The sequence below is a fragment of the bacterium genome (assembly GCA_035308905.1).
Classification (GTDB): Bacteria; Sysuimicrobiota; Sysuimicrobiia; order Sysuimicrobiales; family Segetimicrobiaceae; genus DASSJF01.
The window spans coordinates 17,796-40,838 of sequence record DATGFS010000048.1 but is presented as its reverse complement, the minus strand read 5'-3'; the positions used below and the strand labels follow the sequence as shown (position 1 = coordinate 40,838).

The following is a 23,043-nucleotide window of genomic DNA, read 5'->3' as shown; positions in this document are numbered from 1 at the left end:
TTCAAGGTGCTTAGTGCACCATCTGCGGGCGGAGAATGTGCGTGGCGCACAGCCGCCGGGCGGCGCGCTCAGATCGTCAGGCGCGGTTCGGGGACCAGGAGATGTTCGATCTCCTTGATGACCGCGAGGTCGCGGCGAACGTCGGGGTCGCCGAGCGGCCGGCAGAGCAGCGCCTGCACCCGCTCCAGCCGTCCGCGCATCGTGTTGCGGTGGATGCCGAGCGCCGCCGCCGCGGTCTCCTTGTTGAACCCGGCGTCGACGAGCGCCCACAGCGTCTCTCGGAGCACGCGGCCCCCCGGGCCGGCGAGCACCGGCCCGAGCGTCCGCGCGTACATCGCCTGCAGCGAGTCCGTGTCCGAGATCTGGGCGAGCAGATGGGCGAGTGTCAGGTCCTCAAAGAACAGGACGCGGTCCGAGTCCTTGGCGAGGGCGAGCGCCCGGTCGGCCTCCCAATACCCCTTGGACACGCCCGACAGCCCGGCGTGCGCGGTGCCGAAGGTGACGAGCACCGGCGGGAGGCCGTCCGCGCCGGCCAGATGCTCGTGCAGCCGTCGCGCGAACTGGCGCGGCCACTCGGGCGCATCCGGCATCCGATTCACCGACAGGAGACAGACGATCCGGTTGAGCGAGTACGTGCACAGAATCGGAAGCCGGTCCTGTGCCAGCAGCCGGCGCAGCACCTGCGCGGCGTGCTCGCGCCGATAATACTCGTCGCGGCTGGTCAGCGGCCACTTGCGGCCCCGGGCGGCGCGGTCCATGAGCGACACCATCATGACCACGTAATCGCCGTCCGGGTCGAACCCGAGCAGACGCGCCCGCTCGATCAGGTCCTCCTCCGGAACGTCGCCGCGAATCAGCGCGTCGACGACGGTGTGGCCGATTCTCGCTTCGACCGCGGCCTGCGAACGCTGGCGCAGGATGTGCAGCGCCGCGACCATCGAGCCGTGCTCGGCCACGCGCAGCTCGAGATCGCCGAGGGGCGCGTCGCCTTCGAGGATCCACAGGTAGCCGAGCAGCTCGGTGCCCGCCCTGATCGCGCACGCTACGCGGCCGTCCTGGCGCACGGCGCCGTCGGCCTCCCGGAGCCGTTCGCGCAGCGCCCGCGCCTCCGCCCCGTCGCGCGGGGACGGGGGGTCCGCCCGCTGCAATTTCATCGTTGCGGGCGAGTCCGCCCCCGGCGGGTCCGCCCGCGCGAGCGGCCGGAACTCCGCGTCTTCAATGGTCACGGACCGGCGCGTCAGGCCGCAGACCGTGCGGGCGATGTCGTTGAGGTCGCGCGCCTCCACGGCCGCGGCGGTGATCTGGCGGTGATACCGGTCGGCGCGCTCGATGATCGCGTACTGCCGCCGGCTCAGCTCGCGGCCGACCGCCTCGGTCACGTCGGCGAACCGCAGCTTCCGCGGCGCGACAAGCACCGGCAGCTCGAGGCGCCCCGCCTCGTCGACGACGTTGACCGGAATCTCTCCCAGGAACGGCCCGGGATCGAAGAGAATCGCCGCCAGCCCCTTGCCGTTGAGCGCCCGGATGGTCCGGCGGCTCGTCTGCTCCGTCTCCGGCCAGCCGTAGCCGGTCGTGAGCAGGAGCTCGCCCCCCTGGATCCAGCGGACGATCTCGGGATTGTCGATGATGTGGCACCAGCGGATCCGCCGGCCGAGGCCCTCACGACCGGCGACGATCTTCACGTCGCGCAGCACGTCGAGCTCCAGCGCCTCTCTGACCGTCAGCATGCGCCCACCTCGCGCGGCCGCCGGCGCGCGCTCACCGCGCGTAGACCTCGGGGTTGGCGACGTTCGGCGGGCGGTCCCCGCGCAGCCACACCTCGATGTTGTCGACGACGACGCCGGCGATCCGCTCGCGGGTCTCGCGGTCGGCGCTGCCGACGTGGGGCGTCAGCACCACGTTCGGCAGGTCGATCAATTCCGGGGTGACCCGCGGCTCGTCCTCGTACACGTCGAGGCCGGCGCCGGCGATTCGGCGCTCCCGCAGGGCGCGCGCGAGGGCCGCTTCATCGATAAGCGGGCCACGCGAGGTATTGACGATGTACGCCGTCGGCTTCATGAGGCCGAGTTCGCGCTCGCCGATGAGGTGCCGCGTCTCCGGCGTGAAGAGCGCGTTCACCGATACGAAATCCGCCTCTCGCAGCAGGTCGTCGAGCGGCGCCCACTCGATGCCGAGTGCGCGCTCCTCCGCCTCCGGCAGCCGCCGGCGCTTCAAGTACAGCACCCGCATCCCGAAGCCCCGCGCGCGCTTCGCCACCTCGCGTCCGATCGCGCCGAGCCCCACGATGCCGAGCGTCTTGCCGTGTACCGTGCCGCCGACGAGATGCATCGACTGCGAGCCGGGAAAGACGCCCGCCCGCAGCAGCCGGTCACCCTCGACGATCCGCCTCGCCACGGCGAGGAGCAGCGCCATGTTGACGTCGGCGGTCGCCTCGGTCACGAGCGGCGGAATCACGGTGACCGGGATCCCGCGCGCGGTCGCCGCCGCCAGATCGATGTTTGCGGGAATGATCGCCATACAGGCGACGAGGCGCAACCGCCCACCGGCGTCCATGATCTCGGCGTCGATGCGATCGTGGAGGAGACAGAAGAGGATGTCGGCCTCGCGCACGCCCGCCAGCAGCCGGTCGCGGGGCGCGATCGTGAGCGGGTCGTCGTACATGTCGACCGGCCCCAGGCCCCGGAGACGCGCCAGCGCCCCGTCGGGAATCGGCTGGGTGAGATAAATGCGCGGCTTGGGCATGGGCAGGATCGGGTGTTCGCAGCCGCGCGGGCCCGGTCCTCTACGGAGCGGGCTACGTCGGCGTGCGCTTCTTCCAGTCGCGAAACACGTCGAGCAGGCCGCGTTTGGCGTCGTCGGAGATCGATTCGCGCGGCAGTCTGCCGAGCGCGCCGATCGTGTGGCGCATCTGCTCCAGATACGCCCGGCAGGGCGGGCACTCCGTGAGATGCTCCTCAAATCGTCGGCGGTCCCCCGCCGGCAGCGCGGCCTCCAGATAGTCGGTGACCAGCTCGACCAGTTCCTGGCAGCTCATCTCGTTTGAAGCCGCCATCACTCGACCTCCTCGAAATATCGCTCGAGCGCGCGCCGGACTTTCGACCTGGCGCGGTGGAGCAGCACGCGTTGGTTGCCTGGCGTGATCCCAAGCAATTCGGACGCCTCCTCCGCGGACCACTCCTCGACGTCACACAGCGTAATCACTTCGCGCTGGCCCGGCGGCAACGCGTCGATGGCGCGCTGAATCTCCGTCCGGACCTCCGCCGACAGCAGCCGATCTTCGGGAGAACCGCCCCAGTCCTTCGGCGGCGCGGCCCAGTGATGCGGCCACTGCGGATGATCCGCCGGAAGAAACCGATCGGCCGGCACCGCGGACTCGGCGCCGCCCTCCGCGCCGTCGAGGGCGGAGAATGGAAGACTGCGCCCTTCCCGCTGCGCCTGCGTCCGCACGCGGTTCATCAGGATCGTGAAAATCCAGGTCTTGAGCGCGCTGCGCTGCTCGAACCGGCCGATGCCCTGCAGCACGCCGACCCAAGCATCCTGCACGACCTCCTCCGCCACCGCCCGGGAGAGATGCATCGAGGCCAACCGCAGCATCGCCGGCCCGTGGCGTTCGACGAGGCTCAGAAACGCCGCCTCGTCCCCGGCGCGGAGGCGCGCGACCATCCCCGCGTCCGCATCGGACGGCCGCAGGGCGGACCCGGGCCCCGCATATCCATCACGCACGCCAGGCTCGTTCCAAAACCGCGGGAGAGATTCCTCCGGCCGAGAGGTCCGGAACGCCGCGGCGCGGCCGCGGCAGGCCCGAGGCGCCGACGGCCCTCCCGGGGGAGGGGGAGACTGGGAGGGCCGTCGCGGGCCTCAGGATGATCAGGCGTTGTTGTGGTCGTGCTCGACGATCAGCGCCATGCTGCGGTCGTGCTCGACGATCAGCGCGTTGTTGTGGTCGTGTTCGACGATGAGCGCCGTGCTGCGGTCGTGCTCGACGGGAAGCATCGCGGGCTTGGCCGCGAACCCCGCCCCCCCTGCCACCAGTGCCGCTGCCAGAACGAACCCGAACGCCTTGCGGAACGACTTCATTTGTCACTCCTCCATTCTCGATTTGTCCGGTCCCGATCTCTCTACACTCGATTCTGTCTGCTAGATTGGTCTCGCGACGGCCGGTTTTGTTACAGACGTAACGCGGGCGCCGCAGCGAAGACTAAGTAGAGAAATAGTCTGGAGTCCGCCGCCGCACCGGGAGCCGTGCCATGCACATCGTGTCCGTCAACGTGTCGCTGCCGCGCGAGGTCACCATCAACGACCGCCGCATCACGACGGGAATCTTCAAAGAACCGGTCGACGGTCCGGTGCGGCTGGGCACGCTCAACCTGGACGGAGACCGGCAGGCCGACCTGACGGTTCATGGGGGGCCGGACAAGGCCGTGTACGTGTACCCTGTGGAGCACTACGCGTTCTGGCGGGACGAATTTCCGGAGATGGCGCTGCCGTGGGGGATGTTCGGTGAGAACCTCACCGCCTCGTGGGCGCGGGAGGACGCGGTCAACATCGGTGACCGGTATCGCGTGGGCTCGGCGGAGATAATGATCACACAGCCCCGCCTGCCGTGCTACAAGCTCGGCGTCAAATTCGGACGGCGCGACATGGTGCGGCGTTTCCTCGCCAGCGGCCGCACCGGCTTCTATCTCGCCGTCGTGCGCGAGGGAACGGTGGAGGCGGGCGACGAGATCGAATTGATCGAGCAGGACCGGCACGGCGTCACGGTGGCGGACATTACCCGATTGTATGCGGACGAAACGGTCGGCCGGGACCTGCTGATCCGCGCGGAACAGGCGCCGGGGCTGCCAGACAGCTGGAAGGCGCACATACGAAAGCGGCTAGACCACGAAGCCGCACCCTGATCCACGCCGCGGTGCAGGCGATTCCCGCGCGCAGCAGAATATCTTGAGCCCCATGAGTTGGACTGGGCAGATCGCACTCGTCACCGGAGCATCCCGCGGTCTCGGCCGGGCGATCGCCGTCCGGCTGGCGCGTCACGGCGCCGCGGTGTGCGTCAATTACCGCGGCCGCGCCGATGAGGCGCGGGCCGTCGTGGACGAAATCCGCGCCGTGGGTGGACGCGCGATCACGGTGCGGGCGGACGTGGGCGACCCCGGGCAGGTCGCGGCGATGGTCGACCGAACCGCCGCCGATCTGGGACCGATCTCCGTGCTGGTCAACAACGCGGGCGTGTCCGTCCGCGCGACGCTCGACGACTTCGATCCGGGCCGGTTCGAGCAGATGCGGCGCACCAACGTAGACGGGGTAATCCACGTCACGCGCGCGGTCGTCCCGGCGATGAAGGAGCGGCGGTACGGCCGCATCATCAACATCAGTTCGGCCGCCGCCAACGGGACGACGCTCCCCGGTGCCACCTTTTACGCCGCCACCAAGGCCGCGGTATCCACCCTGACGCGCCGGTTCGCCATGGAGCTCGGGCCGCACGGCATCACCGTGAACGCCGTGGCCCCCGGGTTCATCATCACCGACATGGTGAAAGCCGAGCGCAGTGAGCAGGAGCTGCGCGACACGGTCAAACGGCTCAGCGACCGCGCAATGGTCGGCCGGGTCGGCGCGCCCGACGACGTTGCGCACGCGGTCGCGTTTCTGGCGTCGCCCGAGTCAGGGTTTGTGACGGCGCAGATCCTCACCGTCGACGGCGGCCGGATGGACTACATTGGGCATTCCTGAGGTCCGCGCGGCGCTCGCGCCGTCGGGCACCCTGCGCACCGGCCTGAACGACGGGAATTTCCTGCTCGTGCTGCCCGACGGGCCGGCCGGCGAGCCGCGCGGCATCGCGCCCGATCTCGCGCGGGAAATCGGCCGCCGCCTCGGCGTGCCGCTGGAATTCGTGCGGTTTCCCCAGGCCGGGCCGCTGGCCGACGGCGCCAGAGACAACCGCTGGGACATCGCCTTCCTCGGCAACGAGCCGCAGCGGGCCGCGGAGATCGCGTTCAGCCCCGCCTATCTCGAGATTCCCGTCACGTATCTCGTGCCTGCCGGCTCGACGATCCGGACGCTCGCGGACGTGGACCGGGACGGCGTCCGCATCGCGGTCTCCGGCAAGAGCGCGTATGACCTCTTCCTCAGCCGCACCCTCAAACGCGCGGCGCTCGTGCGCGCCGAAGGCATCGAAGCGTCGGTCGCATTGTTCGAAGAGGAAAAGCTCGAGGCGCTGGCCTGTCTTACGCCGCGCCTCATCGCCGCTGCCGCCGCGCTGCCGGGGTCGCGCGTGCTGGACGGCCGCGTGACCGGGGTGCAGCAGTCGATCGGTACGCCGGGCGGGCGTGCGGGCGCCGGAGCGGAATTCCTGGGAGCGTTCGTCGACGAGGCGAAGGGCTCGGGACTCGTGGCCCGCCTGATCGAGAAGCACGGCGTGCGCGGCGTCACGGTGGCATAAACAAGCGCAGGACGAGGAGGACGGCTATGACGGTTCGCATCGGGCCGGTTGCCGAGACCGCGCTGACTGACGACGTCCGGCGGGCCTTCGCCGACGCGGCGAAGCGCGGGGCGCCGAACCCCACGCTCCTGCGCATTCTCGCGAGGCACCCGCTGGCGCTGCGCGCGTTCTACTCGGGATGGCAGGATGCGTTCTACGGCGGCATCGTCGAGCATCCGCTCAAGGAACTGATGCGCGTGCGGATGGCGCGCCTGCGCACCTGCAGTTATTGAAGCAACGTCCGCTCCGCCGTGGCGGAGCAAATGGGCCTCGGCGAGGCGAAACTCGATGCCACGTCCGATCCGGAGAATCCCGTGTTCACGCCACGCGAGCGGGCGGCGCTGGAGATGGCGACGCTGTTCACCGAGGACTACCGGGCGATCGGCGACGAGCACCTGCGGCGCTGGAAGACGCAGTTCACCGAGGAAGAGTTGATCGAGTTGGGAGCGTTCATGGCGCTTGCCGACGGCTTCGGCAAGCTCGTCGAGATGCTGGGCCTCGGACAGGCCGAGCAGACCGGCCGGCACGAGATCTAGCTCCGAGGCGGGGCCGCCGCCCGCGGGGGGACACCGGATGACCGTCGACGCGCTGGCCTTCGACCTCTACGGCACCCTCCTCGACGTCCGCTCCCTCGACCGCCTCTGCGTCGAAGCGGCGGGATCCGAGGCCGTCGTCCCGGCGTGGCGGCAGAAGCAGCTCGAGTACACGTGGCTCCGGGCCGCGATGGGCCGGTACGAAGATTTCTGGACGGTCACCGTTGAGGCCCTCGACTACACGCTCGAGCGGCTCGGCCTCTCCGTCGCGCCCGAGGCGCGGCGGCGGATGCTGGACGGGTGGCTGGCGCTGCGCGCCTACCCCGAGGTCCCCGCCGCCCTCGCGCGCATGGCGCCGAAGACGCTCGCCGTGCTGTCCAACGGCAGCCCGTCGATGGTGGAGAGCGCGCTGCGGTCCGCGGAGCTTCGTCAATTGTTTGCGCACGTCCTCAGCGTCGACGCCGTCAAGACTTACAAACCGGTCCCCGACGTGTACGCCCTCGCCGAACGCCGGCTCGGGCTCACGCGCTCGGCGATCCTCTTCGTCTCGTCGAACGCGTGGGACGCCGCGGGGGCGAAGGCCTTCGGCCTGCCGGTCGCCTGGGTCAACAGGGCCGGCGCCCCACCGGAGCGGCTGGGGTTCGCGCCGGACGTGATCGTGCGCGATCTCGCAGAGCTCGCGGAGCGCGTGAACGCATGAACGCAGGTCCGGCGGGGAGCGAGACGCGATCTCAGAGGAGGCGGCGATGAAGAGCGGATCCGGCGGGGTGGACGCGGTGCGACTGTATCTCCAGAAGCGGATCGACCGCAGCAGCGCGCGAATCGCGGCCGCGCGGAAGGCCGCCGCGGCCAAGCCGCGGCGCGGCACGCGGCGGCGCGGCACGCCCGCGGCCGACTCCGAGCTCGCGGCGCGACGCGCTTACCGGGACGCCCTCCGGGCGCTCGGCGCGGCCGGGGCCGCGGGCGACGGCGCCTCGGCGCTGCGCCTCGCGGCGGAGGAGGTGGAACGCGTCAAGTCCGCCTTGGCGCGCATCTACGAAGTGACGCAGCACGCCAATCACGACTTTGCCTCGGCCGGCGACTGGGCGATCGTCGAGGGCGAAGCGCAGACCGCGCTCAACATCGTGCACGAAGCCGAGCGGAACCGGTAGCCTCGGCCGGCAGCCGACCGCCGCGCCCGACGGCTACTCGACGACCGTGAGCGGCTTCGCCGCGAGCCGGCGGGCGTCGTCCGGCCGCGGCGCGTGCTCGCGCTCCGGCACGGCGAGGTCGGGCACTGCGCCGCACAGCTCCGTCGTCAGGTAGCGCAGCCCGTTGTCGTTGATCATCGTGACGATCGTCTTGAGCTCTGGGTAGCGCCGGCTCAGCTTCAGGCACGCCGCGACGTTGCAGCCCGACGAGATGCCGCAGAAGATGCCTTCCTCGCGCGCGAGCCGGCGGGCCATCGCGATCGCGTCGTCCGATGACACCGTCACGACGCCGTCCACCCACTTCAAGTCCAGCACCTCGGGGATGAACCCGTCCCCGATCCCTTCGATCCGGTGCGGCCCCCAGCCGCGTCCCGCGAGGATCGCGCACTCGGCCGGTTCGACCGCGAAGGACAGCACGTCCGGACGCTTCGCTTTGAGATAGGCGCTCACGCCGGTGAGGGTGCCGCCGGTCCCCTGCGCCGCGACGAAAGCGTCGACCCGCCCCTCCGTCTGCTCCCAAATCTCCGGACCCGTCGTCTGCGTGTGCGCGCGCACGTTGTCGGCGTTCGTGAACTGCCCGACCTCCCAGATGTTCGTTCCGTGCTCGGCCTTGAGCGCGCGGACCTTGTCGAGGACGAGATCCACATCGCTCTCGCCGCCTGGAGTCAGCACCAACTCCGCCCCATACGCGCGGATCACGTCCTGCCGCTCCCGGCTCATGCCCGCGGGCATCACGATGATCACCCGGTAGCCCTTGGCCGCGCCGACCATCGCGGTGGCGATGCCGGTGTTGCCGGTCGTGCCTTCGATCACGATCATGCCGGGCCGGAGATCGCCCCGCCGCTCCGCCTCCGCGACGATGTACGGTAGGATGCGATCTTTGACGCTTCCGCTCGGCCCGAAAAACTCGAGCTTGGCAAACACGGCCGCGGCCGTGCCATCCCCCGACTGCGCGGGGCCGCTGGGCCGCGCAGCCGGGGACGCCGCGCGGGTGACCCGCTGAAGCCTGACGAGCGGGGTCAGTCCCGCCGTGTCGAGCACGCTGTCGACCGGACGCCGCCGCCGTTCCCAATCCATGCCGTCAAACTCCTCCCATGCCGGGCCGTCTGCCGCGGCCCCGGCCCCATTCGACCCACCACGGTTCTCCGCCGCGCGCGCACGCGCCTTGCCGGGCCGCGGAGAGGGCTGATCGATCGCGGAGCCGAACTAACGGCCCCGTCGGTTCCGTATTGCGCACTTCCGCAGATCTTCGATCGAAGGAGGCCCGCCGATGGCAGCGGCGTCGCGGCGCGTCGACATCTCCGCGGACATGGGTGAATCCCTCGGCCGCTGGCCCATGGGCCAGGATGAGGAGATCGCGCCGTACCTCACGTCGGCCCATATCGCGTGCGGCTTTCACGCGAGCGACCCGGCGACGATCCGCAAGACGGTCGAACTGCTGCGGCGCCACCGCGTGGCGATCGGCGCGCATCCCGGCTACCAGGATCTCATCGGGTTTGGCCGGCACAAGATGGACCTCACGCCGCAGGAGGTGGACGATCTCGTCCTCTACCAGGTCGCCGCGGTGCGTGGCATGGTCGAGGCCTTCGGGGGACGGCTCCAGCACGTGAAGCCCCACGGCGCGCTCTATAATGTGGCCGAGGTGGACGAAGGAACGGCCAAGGCCATCGCCGCAGCGGTCAAGCGCATCGATCCGCACCTCGCCGTCGTGGCGACGCCGCATTCGCGGCTCGCCGCCGAGGTCCGGGCCGCCGGCCTTCGGGTGGCGCGCGAGTTCTTCCTGGACCGGGCCTACATGCCGGACGGCACGCTGGCCAGCCGGCGCCGTCCCGACGCGATGCTGATGGACCCGGAGGCGATGTGCCGCCGGGCCGTCGCCGCGGTGCGGGACGGACGCATCCCCACCGTGGACGGCACGACCGTCGACGTGCAGGTGGACACGATCTGCCTGCACGGCGATCACGCGCCCTCACGCGCGGCGGTGCGCACCCTCCGAGGCATGCTCGAACAGGCGGGCGTCGAGGTCGCGGCTCTCGGAACGTGGATCGCCGGCGCATAGCGTACCGGGTCGTCGGCAGGCCGCAGCCCCGCTTCGACGCGGTCGACAAAATCCGCGGGACTACCCGCTACGCGGCGGACTGGGAGCTGCCCGGCATGCTCGCGGGCGCCGTCCTTCGCTCGCTTCACGCGTCGGCGCGGATCCGCCGGCTCGACGCGGCGCGCGCCCGGGCCCTCCCGGGCGTCGCGGTGGTGCTGACCGCGGACGACGTCCCCCACAACGCGGTCGAGGAAGATCCCACCGGCATCGGCCTCATCCGCTTCGCCACGCCGGTCCTCGCCGCGGGCCGGGTCTGCTTCCAGGGCGAGCCGGTGGCGCTCGTCGCGGCCGATTCCGCGGCGCGGGCGCAGGCGGCGCTCGAAGCGATCGAGATCGAGTACGAGCCGCTGCCCGGGCTGTTCGACGCCGAAGAGGCGGTCCGGCCCGGCGCGCCGCGCGTCCACGACGACCGGGACAACGTGCTCGTGCACTGGACGCTGCGGCGCGGTGACGTCGCCGAGGGCTTCCGGGCCGCGCACGCCGTCGTCGAAGAGACGTACCGCACGCAGCGCGTGGACCACGCCTACCTGGAACCGGAGGCGGGCGTCGCCTGGACCGACGCCCAGGGCGTCATCAACATCCGCGCGTCGACGCAGGTGATCGAGCACTTCCGCGAGATCGCGGAGATGCTCGGCGTACCCCACAACCGCGTGCGCGTCGTCACGCCGTTTCTCGGCGGCGGGTTCGGCGGCAAAGAGGACATGACCGTCGAGCCGTACCTCGCGCTGCTGGCCTGGAAGACGGGGCAGCCGGTGCGCATGGTCTGGAGCCGGTACGACTCGCTGCTCGCCCGGCCGAAGCGGCATCCCTTCACGATGCGCTACAAGACGGGCGCCGCACGCGACGGCCGCCTCGTCGCGCAGGAGATCTCGCTCGTCGCCGACGCCGGCCCCTACCCCCTGCTCAGCCCGCGGGTGCTGTTCGCGGCGCTCGTCACCGGCAGCGGCCCGTACAAAGTGCCGAACGTCGCGATCGACGCCCGGGCGGCCTTCACCAACAACGTGCCGTCGAGCGCGATGCGTGGGTTCGGCGCGATGCAGGTCACGTTCGCCTACGAATCGCAGATGGACGCGCTCGCGGAGCGGCTCGGCCTCGCGCCGGAGGAGATCCGGGCGCGCAACTTCCTGGCGAAGGGCGACCGCCTCCCGACCGGCGAGGCCGTCGAGACCCACGTCGCGCTGCCCGAGCTCGTGCGGCGCGCCACCGCCGCGCTCGGCGAGCGCAGCCGGCCGTCAGGTCCGTCGGGCCTGGTCGGCCGCGGGTTCGCCTGCAACATCCAGCCGTACGGGCGAACGGTCTGGTTTCGCGACCGCGCCAGCGCGTGGCTCGGCTTCGAAGCGGACGGTTCGCTCGTGATCCGCTCCGGCGTGCCCGACCTCGGCGGTGGGCAGTCGGCCTCCCTCGCGCAAATCGCCTCCGAGGTGCTCGGCGTCTCGCTCGACCGGATCACGGTCCACTTCGGCGACAGCGCGCTCACGCCGCTCTCCGGCGGCACGTTCGCGACGCGCCAGTTGTACATGTCCGGCAACGCGGTGCTCCGCGGGGCGCGCGAATTGCGCGAGCAGGTGGCGCCCGTCGCCGCCTCACTGCTCGAGGCCGCGGAGCCCGACCTGGACTTCGCCGATGATCACGTCGGGGTCACGGGCAGCCCGGAGCGGCGGATTTCACTCGCCCGGATGGTCGTGGAGTGCGGCCGCCGCGGCGTCCCCGCGGCGCACCTCGCCACCTTTCACGCGGAGCAGGCGCCGCCGGTGGACCTCAAGACCGGCCAGGGACGCACCTTCCCGGATTTCACGTACGGCTGCCACGCCGCGGAAGTCGAGGTGGACACCGAGACCGGCGCGGTCCGCCTGCTCAAGTACGCGGCGTGCCACGACGTCGGTCAGGCGATCAATCCGCAGAGCGTCGAGGGCCAGATCCAGGGCGGCGCCGCGATGGGGATCGGCCAGGCGCTGACGGAGGAGGTCGTCGTCGAGAACGGCAACAACCTCAGCACGTTGTTCGCCGGCTACCTGATCCCGACGTCCCTCGACCTGCCGGACGTGCAGGCCGTGATCGTCGAGTCCGGCGAAGGCAAAGGCCCGTTCCAGGCGCGCGGGATCGGCGAGCCGCCCACCGGCCCGCCGCCGGCCGCGATCGCGAGCGCGATCCAGAACGCCGCCGGCGTGCGGCTCACGGAGCTGCCGATGACTCCGGAGCGGATCGTCCGCGCGCTCGATGCCGCGGCAGGAGGCCCAAAGGCGGCCGAAGGTTCTCCCGCGGACGAGGGAGGGAAACGCTGATGCCGGAACCGCAGTTCGGGGTCGCGCTGGAGAACTTCACGCCCGCGACCAGCGAGCCGGGCATCGACAAGATCCTCGCCTACGCGGCGACGGCGGAATCGCTCGGTTTCGTCTCCGCGTGGGCGTGGGACCATATCCTGCTCGGCACCCGGCGGGCATTTCCGTTTCTCGAGTCGCTCGCGACCCTCACCGCGATCGCGGCGAGAACGCAGCGGCTTCGGCTCGGTATCGGCGTCCTCGTCCTGCCGCTGCGTAACCCCGTCATCCTGGCGAAGGAGCTGGCGAGTCTGGACCAGATCTCGAAGGGCCGGCTGGTGCTCGGCCTTGCCGCCGGCTGGTACGAGCGCGAGTTTCAAGCGTGCGGCATCCCGTTTGCGGAGCGCGGGCGGATCTTCGTCAAGAACCTCGAGATCATGCGGCGGCTGTGGACCGCGGACAGCGTCAACGGGGCGGTCGACGGCTACGTGTTCAACCAGGCCGTCATGCTGCCCCGGCCCGTCCAGCGTCCGCACCCGCCGCTGTTCATCGGCGGCTACGTCGACCGGGTGCTGCGGCGCGTCGCCAAGTACGGCGACGGCTGGCTGACCTATTTCTACACGGCCGAGACGTTCCGCGCCACGTGGGCGAAGATCCGCGGCTTCGCCGAGGAGCAGGGACGCGATCCGGCGGAACTGCGCAACGTGAGCCAGCTGCCGATCTGCGTGGCGGCCTCGTACGAGGAGGCGGACCGCCGCGTCAAAGACTTCATCGGCCGGTACTTCGACGTCGCGCCGTGGAGCGAGTCGACGCCGGAGAGCGCGATCAGGGGCACGCCGGAGCAGTGCGCCGAGCAGCTTGCCGCCCACCTCGGCGCCGGGGAGGAACACATCGTCCTCATCCCGTGCGAGTACCTGCCGGAGCAGCTCGAGGTGATCGCGCACGACGTCCTGCCCCGGCTGCGTCCCGGCGCGAGGCGAGTGCATGCCTAACCCGGGCGCGCCCGCGGCCGGCCGGCCGTCCGTGACCTTCGTGGACGCCCGCCGCCGGCTCGAGGCCAAGTCGCGCGCGCCGCGCGACAAGCGGATGCCGATCGCGGAGGCCGCCGCCCTCGTGCACGACGGCGATCACATCGCGATCGGCGGCTGCCTGTACTCCAGAACCCCGACGCTGCTGCTCCGCGAGGTGCTGCGGCAGCGCCGCCGCGACGTCGTGCTGTCCCGCAGCCTGATGTGCTACGAAGGGGAGCTGTTCCTGGCCGCGGGCGCCTGCCGCGAGATCGTCACGAGCTGGGTCGGCATCGGGCTGCCGTGGGGCCTGTCGCGCATCGTGCGCGAGTTCGTCGAGGGAGGGCAGGCCCGCTTCGAGGAGTGGAGCCATCTCGCGATCGGCCTGCGCTATCACGCCGGCGCGATGGGCGTGCCGTTCCTCCCCACCCTCTCGATGCTCGGCTCCGATCTCATGCGCACGACCGGCGCAAAGACGATGACCTGCCCGTTCACAAGGGAGCAGGTGTGCCTCGTGCCCGCGCTTTTTCCGGACGCCGCGCTGATCCACGTCCACCGCGCGGACCGCTTCGGCAACGGGCAGATCGACGGCTACCCGCACATGGACGCGGACATCGCCGCCGCCGCACAGACCGTCGTGCTGAGCGCCGAGGAGATCGTCGAGCCGGACCAGATCCGGCGCGCCGCGGACCGGACGGTGATTCCGTTCTTCGCGGTGGACGCCGTCGTGGAAGCCCCCTACGGCGCGTACCCGCACGAGATGTACGGCCAGTACGATGTGGATCTCGAGCACATCGACGCCTACGCCAAGCGCGTCGCGACGGACGGTGTCGCCGGGGTCCGGGCCTATCTCGACGAGTACGTCTACCGACCCGAAACGGCCGAGGCGTACTTCGACAAGTTCGGCGCCGCGCGGATGCTCGAACGGCGCCGGACGGCGCGGGAGTTGACCGGCGAATGAACGTCAGCTACTCCCCATCCGAGCTGCTGGCGGTGTCGGCGAGCCGGCTGCTCGCCGACGGCAAGGTCGTGTTCGCCGGGGTCGGCACCCCGCTGCTCGCGTCTGCGCTCGCCCGCGTGACCCACGCCCCCGGCCTGACGATCGTCGTGGAAGGCGGCGCGATCGGCCTGGAAGTGGACCCCGGGCGCCTCCCGATCTCGACGAACGAGATGCGCGGCGCGCGGCGGGCCGTCGCGTTGCCGCCGATTACCCAGATCTTCCTGTACGCGCAGCGCGGGTATTTCGACTACGGCTTCCTCGGCGGAGCGCAGATCGATCCCTACGGCAACATCAACACGAGCGTGATCGGACCGGTGGATCGGCCGAAGGTGCGCCTCCCCGGCAGCGGCGGCGCCTGCGACATCGCGTGTCTGTGCCGGGAGATCATGATCGTCACGCGGCACGAGCGCCGGCGGTTCGTGGAGCGGCTGGACTTCGTCACCAGCCCGGGGCAGGTCGACGGCGAAGGCGGCCGGCGCGGGGCGGGTCTCCTGTTCGGACGGGTGACCGCGGTCGTGACCGACCTCGCGCTGATGGATTTCGACCCGACGTCGGGGCGGATGCGGCTCGTGGCGCTGCAGCCCGGCGCGGAACGCGAGCAGGTGCAGGAACAGACGGGGTTCACGCTGGAGGCCGCCCCGGAGGTCCGGCGTCTCGAGGCGCCGACCGAGCATGAGCTGACGCTGCTGCGCGGCCTCGATCCGGGCCGGATCTTCCTGTAAAACATTTCAGCAATCGGAAGGGCCGCACGAATCCAAGCGAGAATCTGCGCGTACTTTCGGCAACGGAGGTGGCGAGAATTGCCCCGGTACATGGTGGAACGGACATTTCCCGGCGGCCTGCAGATCCCGATGACAGATGAGGGCGCGCAGGCGTGCCTGAACGTGGTCGGCAAGAACGGCGCGGAAGGGGTCACCTGGGTTCACTCATACGTGAGCACAGACAAGACCAAGACCTACTGCATCTACGATGGACCGAATCCGGACGCCATCCGGCGCGCGGCACAGGCGAACGGGCTCCCCGTCGATCACGTCATCCAGGTGAGCGTCCTCGATCCGTACTTCTACAAATAGGCGGGATAGCCGGGAGACACGTTAGACCGGTAGACCGTTCACCGCTACCAACGGGCGAGGCGCCTGATTCCCTCGTAGATCCGGTCCACGCTCGGGAGATAGGCCGTCTCGAGCGGCGGCGCGTAGGGTACCGGTGTGTCCGGCGCGCCGATCCGGGAGATCGGGGCGTCGAGCGACGTGAACAGATGCTCGCCGAGATGCGCGGCGATCTCCGCGCCGATCCCGCCCCGCAGGCGGTCTTCGTGGACGATGAGAACGCGGCTGGTCCGCGCGACCGATTTCGCGACCGCGTCGAGATCGAGCGGCAGGAGCGTGCGCAGGTCGATCACCTCCGCCTCGATTCCGTCTGCCGCCGCGCGTTCCGCGGCCTCGAGGCTCCGGTGCGCCATCATCCCGTAGGTCAGCAGCGTGAGATCGCGTCCGGGCCGCCGCACCGCGGCGCGGCCGAGCGGCTCGACGGCCAGACCGTCCTCGACAGGACCGCGCTGCGACCGGTACAGCGCCTTGTGCTCCAGGTACAGGACGGGGTTCGGGTCCGCGATCGCCCCGAGGAGAAGGCCTTTCGCGTCGGCGGGCGTCGACGGCATCACGATCTTGAGCCCCGGCGTATGGAAGAAGTAGGCTTCGATCGACTGGGAGTGGAACGGACCGCCGTGGGTGCCGGCGCCGCACGGCGCGCGCACCACCATCGGCACGCAGCCGCCCGCCCGGTAGGATGACGTCGCGGCCACATTGACCATCTGCGTGAACGCGTTCGAGATGAAGTCGGCAAACTGCATCTCGACGACCGGCCGCAGGCCGACGAGCGCCGCCCCGACCGCCGTCCCCACGATCGCCGCCTCGCAGATCGGGGTGTCGATCACGCGCGACGCCCCGAACTCCTCGATGAATCCCTTGCTCAGCTTGAACGCGCCGCCGTAGACGCCCACGTCCTCGCCAAAGAGGATGACGGACGGGTCCGCGCGCATCGCGTGGCGCAGGCCGTCCGCGATCGCCTCGAGGTAGGTCATTACGGCCACGGCGTCGCCTCGCAGTACACGCCGTGCTCGAGCTCCGACGGGTCGGGCGGCGGACTGGCTTCCGCCCACGCCTGCGCCTCGTCCACTTCCGCGAGCGCCTGCGCGCGCATCTCCTCGAGCCGCGCCGGGGTCGCCACACCCGCCTCGACGAGATGCCGCGCAAACCGCCCCACCGGATCGCGGCGGCGGCCTTCCTCGATCATCGCGCGCGGCACGTACGAGGCGTCGTCCGCCTCGGAATGCCCCCGCACCCGCATCGTCCGGCACTCGACGAAGGAGGGCCCGCCCCCGGACCGGGCGCGGTCCACCGCCTCCCGCGCGGCGCGGTACACGGCCAGCACGTCGTTGCCGTCGATCGAACACGCGTGGATGCCGTACGCGGCCATCCGCACGTCGAGCGGCCCCACCACCTCGCGCGCGAGCGGCGTGGACAGCGCGAACTGGTTGTTCCAGCAGACGAGCGCCAGCGGCAGCCGCAGCACGGCCGCCATGTTCACCGCTTCATGAAACTCGCCCGTCGCGAGCGTGCCCTCGCCGAAGTTGGCCAGGGCCACGCGCGGCTCTTTGCGGACGGTAAAGCCGAGCGCGGCGCCCGCCGCGATCGGCACGTTGCCGCCGATGAAGTCGGTGTGCAGGAGGATGCGCGGGCCGAGCCCGCCGATGTGTAAGTTCCCCTCGCGCCCGCGCGTCGGCGAGCCTGTGCGGCCGAGGAAGTTCGCGAAGTAGTAGCCGAGCGGCATCCCGAGCACGAGCCGCGCGCCGAGGTCCCGGTGCAGGGTGGCCGCGACGTCGTCCGGCCCGAGCGCCGCCGCGGCGCCGACCGCGACCGCCTCGTGGCCCCAACCGGTGAAGCAGGCGCCGACGATCTGGCCCGTCTGATAGAGCTTCACGACCCGCTCTTCGGCGAGCCGCTGGAGCATCATGTAGTAGTAGAGACGCTCGAGGTCCGCCGGTGCGAGATCGGGCGCGACCCCGGCTCCGCGGGGCGGGACGGCCGCCGCGGGTGGCTCCGTGCGTGTGTTGTCGGTCATGCGAGGATGCGGCGGCGTGCCACGTGACGAGGATGTCGCTGTGGCTCTTCGCCTAGCGCAGCTCGGGAATCACGTCGGTCGCGACCCGCTCAAGGACCGCGAACTGCTCCGGGCGCGGCTGGTCGATGATGAACTCGTTAATTCCGGCCGCGCTGTACCGGCCGACGACGTCCCGAAACGCCGACACGCTCGCCCACGGATCGGGCAGCCCCTGACTCGCCATGTGACTTGCCCAGCCGTACAGCGACCGCCAGATCGTCTTGGGATCCCGTCCGATCGCCGCGCAGTGCTCGTCCAGAATCCGGTTGCGCTCGCGAATCTCCTCCACCGTCCCGAACGAGTTCCAGCCGTCGGCGTACTCGGCGCAGACGCGAAGCATGCGCGGGCCGTGGGCCCCCAGCGTGAGCGGCGGGCGCGGCGTCTGCACGGGGCGCGGCCGCACATAAGCTCCCTGAAGCTGATAGTATTTGCCGGCGAAGGTCGTCGTCTCGTTGCGCAAGAGGCTGTCGAGCACCTGGACCGCCTCACGGAACCGCCCAGCCAGCTCGCCGCCCGACGGAAAGGGTATGCCGAACCGCTCATGCTCGGCAACGAACCACCCGGCCCCGAAGCCGAGCTCGAGGCGGCCGTTCGAGATGTGGTCAACCGTGACCGCCTCTTGGGCGAGTACGCCGGGATGGCGGAACGTGTTGCAGCTCACGAGGACCCCGAGGCGGATCCGCTCCGTGCGCGCCGCCAGGGCGGCAAGCAGCGTCCATCCCTCATAGTATGGTCCTGTCGGGTTGCTCGGCTGGTTCAGGTGGTCGCAGTCCCAGACGCTGTCGAAGCCGAGGCGCTCGAAGTACTGCCACCGCTCGACGAGCGTGGGCCAAGGCAGATTCTGATCCGTGCAGATGCCGAAACGCATCCTGGGACGGGTCATGCTTAAGCCGATTCGGGCGAACGCAACCCGTGCCCTCCCCGGTAGTCGGCCGGTGGACGCGGCGTCCATCCCTCGAGCAGCTGCGGCGCGGGACGCGACACCTCGACGGTGAGCGGACGGCACACCGACAGCGGATCGACGCGATGCGGCCCGAAGATCGGCTTGGAGATGTCGCCGCCGGGACAGGTCGACATCGCGCACAAAAGATCCATCTCCGCGAAGAACTCGAAGTAGTCGCCCTTCTTCGCGGGGCACGCCTTCGCGAAGTAGCGGCCGTCCTTCCGCAGGCCGGTGACCATGAATACGTTGAGGACGTCGTGCACGTCGAGCTCCGTGAGATGGTACGGCGCGACCGCGCGGGTCAGGTTCGAGTGGCACGTCAGGTCGAACTCCTCGCCGTTCAGCATCTTGTGCACGTACGGATCGCAGCGCGTGCCCAGCAGGTCGTGGCAGCCGGCCCCGTCCTCGTCGAACCCGTAGTTGATGGTGTCCGCGGTGATCGTCAACATCGGCCGGAGGTACGGCAGGCACGACCAGAGCCGGTCGAACGTCGTCACGTGCGTGCCGTACAGCTGCCGGGTGCGCGACGCCCAGAAGCGCTCGCGGGGGTTATGCAGGTTCCAGGCGTTGAAGTCGCCGACCTGCGGCCCGTCGGCGGTGACCATCCGGCAGAGGTGGCCCGCCGGCACGGTCCACGCCCGGCCCGACCGGATCGGAATAACGAACCGCTCGACCTGGGTGCGGCTCCCCACCTCCTGGGCCAGCCGTCCGTAGAAGGCCCGGTCGACGTCGAGCGGCGTACCGGGACCGCGATCGTACAGTGCTGGGGGTTCGGGCATCGAAGACCTCCGCAATCAGCCGCCGGTCCGCTTTAATTTCATGGTGGCCGGACAGTCCGCCGTCAGGCGGTCGGCCGGCTGCCGATGCCAAGGTAGGCGCGGCGGACCGCCTCGTTGCGCGCCAGCTCCGCGGCCGGCCCCTCGAGAGCCACGCGGCCGTTTTCCAACACGTACGCCCGCTTGGCGAGGCGCAGCGCGGCGTTGGCGTTCTGCTCCACGAGGAGGACCGTCGTTCCCTCGCGGTTGATCTCGCCGATCTTCTGAAAGATGAGATGGACCAGCACGGGCGCCAAGCCCATCGACGGCTCGTCCAGCAGGAGCATACGCGGCCTCGTCATGAGCGCGCGCGCCATCGCCAGCATCTGCTGCTCGCCGCCGGACAAGGTACCGGCGAGCTGGGTGCGCCGCTCCGCGAGGCGCGGGAACAAAGCATAGACGCGGTCGAGACCGGCCCGCGGGACGCCGGATTCAACGTAGGCGCCCAGCCGCAAATTCTCTTCGACGGTCATCAGGGTGAAGATCCAGCGTCCCTCCGGCACCTGCGTCAGGCCCGCTCGCACGATCTCGTGCGCCGGCTGCGTGTCGATCCGCCGCCCCGCGAAGCGCACCTCGCCCGAGCGCGGGCGCAAGAGGCCCGAGATCGTGCGCAGCGCGGTCGTCTTACCCGCGCCGTTGGCCCCGAGGAGCGCCACGATCTCGCCCTCCTCGACATGGAAGGACGGCCCGTGCAGCGCCTCGATGCTGCCGTACGCGGTGACGAGATCCCGCACCTCGAGCAGGCTCACTCCGCGTCCTCCCGGCCGAGGTAGGCTTCGATCACCTTCGGGTCCCGCTGGATCTCGTCCGGGACGCCCTCCGCGATCTGGACGCCGTGGTCCAGCACGATGATCCGGTCGCTGATGCCCATGACGACGCTCATGTCGTGCTCGATCAGCAGCACGGTCACCCCGGAGTCGCGGATCTGCCCGACGAGCCGGACGAGCCCGGCCTTTTCCGCGGGGTTCATGCCGCTCGCCGGCTCGTCCAGGATCAGGAGACGCGGCCCCGTGGCGAGCGCCCGGGCAATCTCGAGACGGCGTTGGTTGCCGTAGGCCAGCTCGCGCGCCTGCCGGCGCGCGTGAGCCTCCAGGGCGACGAACGCCAGGCCCTTGCGCGTCTCGTCGCGCACCCACGCCTCCTCCCGACGGTGCAGCGGGGTGTGCAGCAGCGAGTCGAGCGTGCCGGCGCGGATGCGGCCGTGGAGGCCGATCATCACGTTCTCATCCACGCCGAGATCGGGGAACAGGCGGATCATCTGAAACGTGCGGGCGATCCCGTGCCTGACCACGAGGTCGGGGCGCAGCCCGGTGAGGTCCTTGCCCTCGAACGTGATGCGGCCCGACGTCGGGCGCAGGAAGCCCGTGATGCAGTTGAACACGGTCGTCTTCCCGGCGCCGTTGGGACCGATGATGCTCAGAATCTCCCGGGGCTTCACGGCAAACGAGACGTCCGAGACGGCGACCAGGCCGCCGAACCGCATCGTGAGATGGTCGACGGCCAAAATCGCGCCGGTCACGACGGCCGCCGGGGACGCGCTCATGAGGACGCCCCGGGCGCCGCCGAGTCCACGACCGCGGCGCCGGCGGCGACGCCGGCCGCGGCCTCCGCCTCCGACTCCGCGACTTCGCGCGCCTCGATCCGGCCGTACCGGCTGGGCCACAGTCCCTGGGGCCGCAGCAGCATCATCGCGATGAGCCCGATCCCAAACGCGAGCATGCGGACCTGGTCGAACGCGCGCAGCACTTCCGGCAGCACGACGATCACCGCGGCGCCCAGGATCACCCCCGGCAGGCTCCCGCGGCCGCCGAGGATGATGGCCATGAGGATCGTCACGGATTGAATGAACGTGAAGCTCGACGGGTTGATCGCCGTGAGTTTCACGGCGAAGAACGAACCGGCCGCGCCGGCGAAGACGGCCCCGAGGACGTAGGCCAGCAGCTTGAAGTAGACGGTGTTGATGCCGGTCGCCTGGGCGGCGGACTCGTCTTCCCGGATGGCGAGCCAGGCACGGCCCAGCCGCGACGTCGACAGGTTGTAACCGCCGACGAGGACGACGAGCGCGAACGCCATGCCGAGAAAGTACAGCGCCCGGGGCGTCCGGATGACGAGGGCGCCCAGCGCCGCGTGGGGGATGCCGTAGATGCCCTCCGGCCCGCCGGTAAACGTGAAGTTCGTGGCGGCGATGCGGACGATCTCCCCGAAGCCGAGGGTGACGATCGCCAGATAGTCGCTGCGCATTCTGAGCGTGGGCGCGCCGATGATGACGCCGGAGACCCCGGTGAAGCAGGCGGCGATCGGCAGGGTCAGCCAGAACGACATGTGCGTGTTGACCATGAAGTACGCGGTCGTGTAGGCGCCGATCGCGAAGAACGCCGCGTAGCCGAGGTCCAGCAGGCCGGCAAACCCGACGACGATGTTGAGGCCGAGTCCGAGCATGACGTAGACGAGCACCAGCGTGCCGACGTCGATCAGATAGGCGTCGCCGAACGCGGGCAGCGCGATCGCGGCCACGACGGCCGCCGCGGTCAGCCCGGCCAGATACAGCGGCCGGGACCCCGTCTGCGCGGGGCGGGCCAGGGCGACGGAACGGGTCTTCACATCCGTTCGACCACGCGCTCGCCGAGGAGTCCCCGGGGACGCACCACCAAGATGACAATCAAAATGCCGAAGGCGACGACGTCCTTCCAGCGGCTGGAGTAGTAGCCGGCGGCCAGACTTTCCATGATCCCGAGCAGAAACCCGCCGAGCACCGCGCCGGGAATGTTGCCGATGCCGCCGAGCACGGCGGCTGTAAAGGCTTTGAGCCCGATCAGAAAGCCCATCAGGAAGGAGATCTGGGAGTAGTACAGACCGGTCAGGACCCCGGCGAACGACGCCAGCGCGGACCCCATGAAGAACGTCAAACCGATGACCCGGTTGACGTTGATCCCCATCAGACGGGCGGCGTCCTGGTTGATCGCGAGCGCCCGCATCGCCATCCCGGTCTTCGTGCGATGCACCATGGTGTACAGCCCGGCCATCAGCACGATGCTCGACACGAAGATCAGGACCTGCAGCCATGAGATGCTGATGCCGCCGAACGACGGCCCGTTGCGGCCGAACAGGTGCGGATAGACCAGAAACGACGGGCTGTAGATCAGCAGGAGGCCGTACTCCAGCGTGAGCGACGCGCCGATCGCCGAGATGAGGATCGAGAGGCGCGCGTGCAGCAGGGGCCGGTAGGCCACGCGGAAGAGCAGCATCCCGAGGAGGCCCGTGCAGCCCATCGACACGATCAAGGCGAGCAGCGTGGTCAGGATCGTGTTGTCGACGTGCAGGAGCGCCAGGAGCCCGTACGTCGAGAGGCCGAAGAACGCCCCGACCGCGTAGATGTCGCCGTGCGCGAAGTTGATGAGGCGGATGATGCCGTACACCATGGTGTAGCCCAGCGCGATCAGGGCGTAGAACGCCCCGACCGTCAGCCCGTTGACCAGCTGCTGGAGGGCGATCTCCATGGATTAGGACGGTGGTCCCGCTTGCCGCGGGCCGCGGAGCGCAAACGGGGCCGCCCCATGTCGGG

Annotated in this window: 27 protein-coding genes; 13 read left to right on the top strand and 14 right to left on the bottom strand. The window is 70.2% G+C overall.

Annotation, left to right across the window (positions count from 1 at the left end):
* Positions 1-68 precede the first annotated feature (68 nt).
* The 5 genes from VKT83_14275 to VKT83_14255 form a co-directional block, all read right to left on the bottom strand.
* Positions 69-1,727 carry a PucR family transcriptional regulator ligand-binding domain-containing protein gene (locus VKT83_14275; protein ID HLY23627.1) on the bottom strand — a complete coding sequence of 553 codons (1,659 nt, stop codon included), beginning with the start codon at positions 1,725-1,727 and terminating at the stop codon, positions 69-71.
* 31 nt (positions 1,728-1,758) lie between these two features.
* Positions 1,759-2,742, bottom strand: coding sequence for a D-glycerate dehydrogenase (locus tag VKT83_14270; protein HLY23626.1), 984 nt, complete (start codon positions 2,740-2,742; stop codon positions 1,759-1,761).
* 52 nt (positions 2,743-2,794) lie between these two features.
* Positions 2,795-3,052, bottom strand: a complete 258-nt coding sequence (locus VKT83_14265) for a zf-HC2 domain-containing protein (protein HLY23625.1) — start codon at positions 3,050-3,052, stop codon at positions 2,795-2,797.
* Positions 3,052-3,663, bottom strand: a complete 612-nt coding sequence (locus VKT83_14260) for a sigma-70 family RNA polymerase sigma factor (GenBank protein HLY23624.1) — start codon at positions 3,661-3,663, stop codon at positions 3,052-3,054. The genes VKT83_14265 and VKT83_14260 overlap by 1 nt, the downstream gene beginning before the upstream one ends.
* A 204-nt stretch (positions 3,664-3,867) precedes the next feature.
* Entirely contained in the window at positions 3,868-4,077 is a 210-nt protein-coding gene (locus VKT83_14255) for a hypothetical protein (protein HLY23623.1), read from the bottom strand.
* Positions 4,078-4,247: 170 nt separating this feature from the next.
* On the opposite strand from VKT83_14255, the gene VKT83_14250 reads away from it, so the two are divergent.
* The 7 genes from VKT83_14250 to VKT83_14220 are packed head-to-tail and all read left to right on the top strand — an operon-like array spanning position 4,248 to position 8,159.
* A complete protein-coding gene (locus VKT83_14250) occupies positions 4,248-4,898 on the top strand; it encodes an MOSC domain-containing protein (protein ID HLY23622.1) in 651 nt (216 codons plus the stop codon).
* Between the two features lie 52 nt (positions 4,899-4,950).
* Complete coding sequence (locus VKT83_14245) at positions 4,951-5,727, top strand: 3-oxoacyl-ACP reductase family protein (GenBank protein HLY23621.1); 777 nt, start codon at positions 4,951-4,953, stop codon at positions 5,725-5,727.
* Positions 5,714-6,436, top strand: a complete 723-nt coding sequence (locus tag VKT83_14240) for a transporter substrate-binding domain-containing protein (GenBank protein HLY23620.1) — start codon at positions 5,714-5,716, stop codon at positions 6,434-6,436. Before VKT83_14245 ends, VKT83_14240 begins: the two co-directional genes overlap by 14 nt.
* Positions 6,437-6,462: 26 nt before the next feature.
* Positions 6,463-6,708 (top strand): hypothetical protein, encoded by a 246-nt coding sequence (locus VKT83_14235; protein ID HLY23619.1) that lies wholly within the window; start codon positions 6,463-6,465, stop codon positions 6,706-6,708.
* A gap of 30 nt (positions 6,709-6,738) precedes the next feature.
* Positions 6,739-7,011: a hypothetical protein gene (locus VKT83_14230; GenBank protein ID HLY23618.1), complete on the top strand. Its 273-nt coding sequence runs from the start codon at positions 6,739-6,741 to the stop codon at positions 7,009-7,011.
* Between the two features lie 37 nt (positions 7,012-7,048).
* Positions 7,049-7,708, top strand: a complete 660-nt coding sequence (locus VKT83_14225) for a haloacid dehalogenase type II (protein ID HLY23617.1) — start codon at positions 7,049-7,051, stop codon at positions 7,706-7,708.
* A gap of 46 nt (positions 7,709-7,754) precedes the next feature.
* Positions 7,755-8,159 carry a hypothetical protein gene (locus VKT83_14220; protein ID HLY23616.1) on the top strand — a complete coding sequence of 135 codons (405 nt, stop codon included), beginning with the start codon at positions 7,755-7,757 and terminating at the stop codon, positions 8,157-8,159.
* A 33-nt stretch (positions 8,160-8,192) separates the two neighbouring features.
* Here the strand turns inward: VKT83_14220 and VKT83_14215 are convergent, their stop codons facing one another.
* Positions 8,193-9,275 carry a cysteine synthase family protein gene (locus tag VKT83_14215; protein ID HLY23615.1) on the bottom strand — a complete coding sequence of 361 codons (1,083 nt, stop codon included), beginning with the start codon at positions 9,273-9,275 and terminating at the stop codon, positions 8,193-8,195.
* A 193-nt stretch (positions 9,276-9,468) separates the two neighbouring features.
* On the opposite strand from VKT83_14215, the gene VKT83_14210 reads away from it, so the two are divergent.
* From VKT83_14210 to VKT83_14185, 6 genes are all read left to right on the top strand, one after another.
* Positions 9,469-10,257 carry a 5-oxoprolinase subunit PxpA gene (locus VKT83_14210; GenBank protein HLY23614.1) on the top strand — a complete coding sequence of 263 codons (789 nt, stop codon included), beginning with the start codon at positions 9,469-9,471 and terminating at the stop codon, positions 10,255-10,257.
* A complete protein-coding gene (locus VKT83_14205) occupies positions 10,239-12,578 on the top strand; it encodes a xanthine dehydrogenase family protein molybdopterin-binding subunit (protein HLY23613.1) in 2,340 nt (779 codons plus the stop codon). The genes VKT83_14210 and VKT83_14205 overlap by 19 nt, the downstream gene beginning before the upstream one ends.
* On the top strand, positions 12,578-13,546 hold the full coding sequence (locus tag VKT83_14200; GenBank protein HLY23612.1) for a TIGR03619 family F420-dependent LLM class oxidoreductase: 969 nt from the start codon (positions 12,578-12,580) through the stop codon (positions 13,544-13,546). The genes VKT83_14205 and VKT83_14200 overlap by 1 nt, the downstream gene beginning before the upstream one ends.
* The gene (locus VKT83_14195) at positions 13,539-14,522 is read left to right on the top strand and encodes a CoA-transferase (GenBank protein HLY23611.1); all 984 of its coding nucleotides are present in this window, start codon (positions 13,539-13,541) and stop codon (positions 14,520-14,522) included. Before VKT83_14200 ends, VKT83_14195 begins: the two co-directional genes overlap by 8 nt.
* Positions 14,519-15,283 carry a CoA-transferase gene (locus VKT83_14190; GenBank protein ID HLY23610.1) on the top strand — a complete coding sequence of 255 codons (765 nt, stop codon included), beginning with the start codon at positions 14,519-14,521 and terminating at the stop codon, positions 15,281-15,283. Before VKT83_14195 ends, VKT83_14190 begins: the two co-directional genes overlap by 4 nt.
* Positions 15,284-15,361: 78 nt before the next feature.
* Positions 15,362-15,634 carry a DUF4242 domain-containing protein gene (locus tag VKT83_14185; GenBank protein HLY23609.1) on the top strand — a complete coding sequence of 91 codons (273 nt, stop codon included), beginning with the start codon at positions 15,362-15,364 and terminating at the stop codon, positions 15,632-15,634.
* A 44-nt stretch (positions 15,635-15,678) separates the two neighbouring features.
* Here the strand turns inward: VKT83_14185 and VKT83_14180 are convergent, their stop codons facing one another.
* From VKT83_14180 to VKT83_14145, 8 genes are all read right to left on the bottom strand, one after another.
* Entirely contained in the window at positions 15,679-16,644 is a 966-nt protein-coding gene (locus VKT83_14180) for an alpha-ketoacid dehydrogenase subunit beta (GenBank protein HLY23608.1), read from the bottom strand.
* Positions 16,644-17,684 carry a thiamine pyrophosphate-dependent dehydrogenase E1 component subunit alpha gene (locus tag VKT83_14175; GenBank protein HLY23607.1) on the bottom strand — a complete coding sequence of 347 codons (1,041 nt, stop codon included), beginning with the start codon at positions 17,682-17,684 and terminating at the stop codon, positions 16,644-16,646. The genes VKT83_14180 and VKT83_14175 overlap by 1 nt, the downstream gene beginning before the upstream one ends.
* Positions 17,685-17,736: 52 nt before the next feature.
* Positions 17,737-18,606 carry an LLM class flavin-dependent oxidoreductase gene (locus tag VKT83_14170; GenBank protein HLY23606.1) on the bottom strand — a complete coding sequence of 290 codons (870 nt, stop codon included), beginning with the start codon at positions 18,604-18,606 and terminating at the stop codon, positions 17,737-17,739.
* Between the two features lie 2 nt (positions 18,607-18,608).
* Positions 18,609-19,445, bottom strand: a complete 837-nt coding sequence (locus tag VKT83_14165) for an urea carboxylase-associated family protein (GenBank protein ID HLY23605.1) — start codon at positions 19,443-19,445, stop codon at positions 18,609-18,611.
* 62 nt (positions 19,446-19,507) lie between these two features.
* Positions 19,508-20,230, bottom strand: coding sequence for an ABC transporter ATP-binding protein (locus VKT83_14160; protein HLY23604.1), 723 nt, complete (start codon positions 20,228-20,230; stop codon positions 19,508-19,510).
* Complete coding sequence (locus tag VKT83_14155; GenBank protein ID HLY23603.1) at positions 20,227-21,024, bottom strand: ABC transporter ATP-binding protein; 798 nt, start codon at positions 21,022-21,024, stop codon at positions 20,227-20,229. Before VKT83_14155 ends, VKT83_14160 begins: the two co-directional genes overlap by 4 nt.
* Entirely contained in the window at positions 21,021-22,082 is a 1,062-nt protein-coding gene (locus VKT83_14150; GenBank protein ID HLY23602.1) for a branched-chain amino acid ABC transporter permease, read from the bottom strand. The genes VKT83_14155 and VKT83_14150 overlap by 4 nt, the downstream gene beginning before the upstream one ends.
* A complete protein-coding gene (locus VKT83_14145) occupies positions 22,079-22,978 on the bottom strand; it encodes a branched-chain amino acid ABC transporter permease (GenBank protein HLY23601.1) in 900 nt (299 codons plus the stop codon). The genes VKT83_14150 and VKT83_14145 overlap by 4 nt, the downstream gene beginning before the upstream one ends.
* Positions 22,979-23,043 lie beyond the last annotated feature (65 nt).

What these genes read in the sequence shown, in the direction of transcription:
- VKT83_14195 (HLY23611.1), top strand. Translation starts at nt 13,539, where the DNA reads ATGCCTAACCCGGGCGCGCCCGCGGCCGGCCGGCCGTCCGTGACCTTC.
- VKT83_14175 (HLY23607.1), bottom strand. Translation starts at nt 17,684, where the DNA reads ATGACCGACAACACACGCACGGAGCCACCCGCGGCGGCCGTCCCGCCC.
- VKT83_14260 (HLY23624.1), bottom strand. Translation starts at nt 3,663, where the DNA reads ATGGTCGCGCGCCTCCGCGCCGGGGACGAGGCGGCGTTTCTGAGCCTC.
- VKT83_14200 (HLY23612.1), top strand. Translation starts at nt 12,578, where the DNA reads ATGCCGGAACCGCAGTTCGGGGTCGCGCTGGAGAACTTCACGCCCGCG.
- VKT83_14145 (HLY23601.1), bottom strand. Translation starts at nt 22,978, where the DNA reads ATGGAGATCGCCCTCCAGCAGCTGGTCAACGGGCTGACGGTCGGGGCG.
- VKT83_14255 (HLY23623.1), bottom strand. Translation starts at nt 4,077, where the DNA reads ATGAAGTCGTTCCGCAAGGCGTTCGGGTTCGTTCTGGCAGCGGCACTG.
- VKT83_14170 (HLY23606.1), bottom strand. Translation starts at nt 18,606, where the DNA reads ATGACCCGTCCCAGGATGCGTTTCGGCATCTGCACGGATCAGAATCTG.
- VKT83_14275 (HLY23627.1), bottom strand. Translation starts at nt 1,727, where the DNA reads ATGCTGACGGTCAGAGAGGCGCTGGAGCTCGACGTGCTGCGCGACGTG.
- VKT83_14220 (HLY23616.1), top strand. Translation starts at nt 7,755, where the DNA reads ATGAAGAGCGGATCCGGCGGGGTGGACGCGGTGCGACTGTATCTCCAG.
- VKT83_14270 (HLY23626.1), bottom strand. Translation starts at nt 2,742, where the DNA reads ATGCCCAAGCCGCGCATTTATCTCACCCAGCCGATTCCCGACGGGGCG.
- VKT83_14245 (HLY23621.1), top strand. Translation starts at nt 4,951, where the DNA reads ATGAGTTGGACTGGGCAGATCGCACTCGTCACCGGAGCATCCCGCGGT.
- VKT83_14235 (HLY23619.1), top strand. Translation starts at nt 6,463, where the DNA reads ATGACGGTTCGCATCGGGCCGGTTGCCGAGACCGCGCTGACTGACGAC.
- VKT83_14155 (HLY23603.1), bottom strand. Translation starts at nt 21,024, where the DNA reads ATGAGCGCGTCCCCGGCGGCCGTCGTGACCGGCGCGATTTTGGCCGTC.
- VKT83_14215 (HLY23615.1), bottom strand. Translation starts at nt 9,275, where the DNA reads ATGGATTGGGAACGGCGGCGGCGTCCGGTCGACAGCGTGCTCGACACG.
- VKT83_14210 (HLY23614.1), top strand. Translation starts at nt 9,469, where the DNA reads ATGGCAGCGGCGTCGCGGCGCGTCGACATCTCCGCGGACATGGGTGAA.
- VKT83_14225 (HLY23617.1), top strand. Translation starts at nt 7,049, where the DNA reads ATGACCGTCGACGCGCTGGCCTTCGACCTCTACGGCACCCTCCTCGAC.
- VKT83_14230 (HLY23618.1), top strand. Translation starts at nt 6,739, where the DNA reads ATGGGCCTCGGCGAGGCGAAACTCGATGCCACGTCCGATCCGGAGAAT.
- VKT83_14250 (HLY23622.1), top strand. Translation starts at nt 4,248, where the DNA reads ATGCACATCGTGTCCGTCAACGTGTCGCTGCCGCGCGAGGTCACCATC.
- VKT83_14190 (HLY23610.1), top strand. Translation starts at nt 14,519, where the DNA reads ATGAACGTCAGCTACTCCCCATCCGAGCTGCTGGCGGTGTCGGCGAGC.
- VKT83_14180 (HLY23608.1), bottom strand. Translation starts at nt 16,644, where the DNA reads ATGACCTACCTCGAGGCGATCGCGGACGGCCTGCGCCACGCGATGCGC.
- VKT83_14165 (HLY23605.1), bottom strand. Translation starts at nt 19,445, where the DNA reads ATGCCCGAACCCCCAGCACTGTACGATCGCGGTCCCGGTACGCCGCTC.
- VKT83_14265 (HLY23625.1), bottom strand. Translation starts at nt 3,052, where the DNA reads ATGGCGGCTTCAAACGAGATGAGCTGCCAGGAACTGGTCGAGCTGGTC.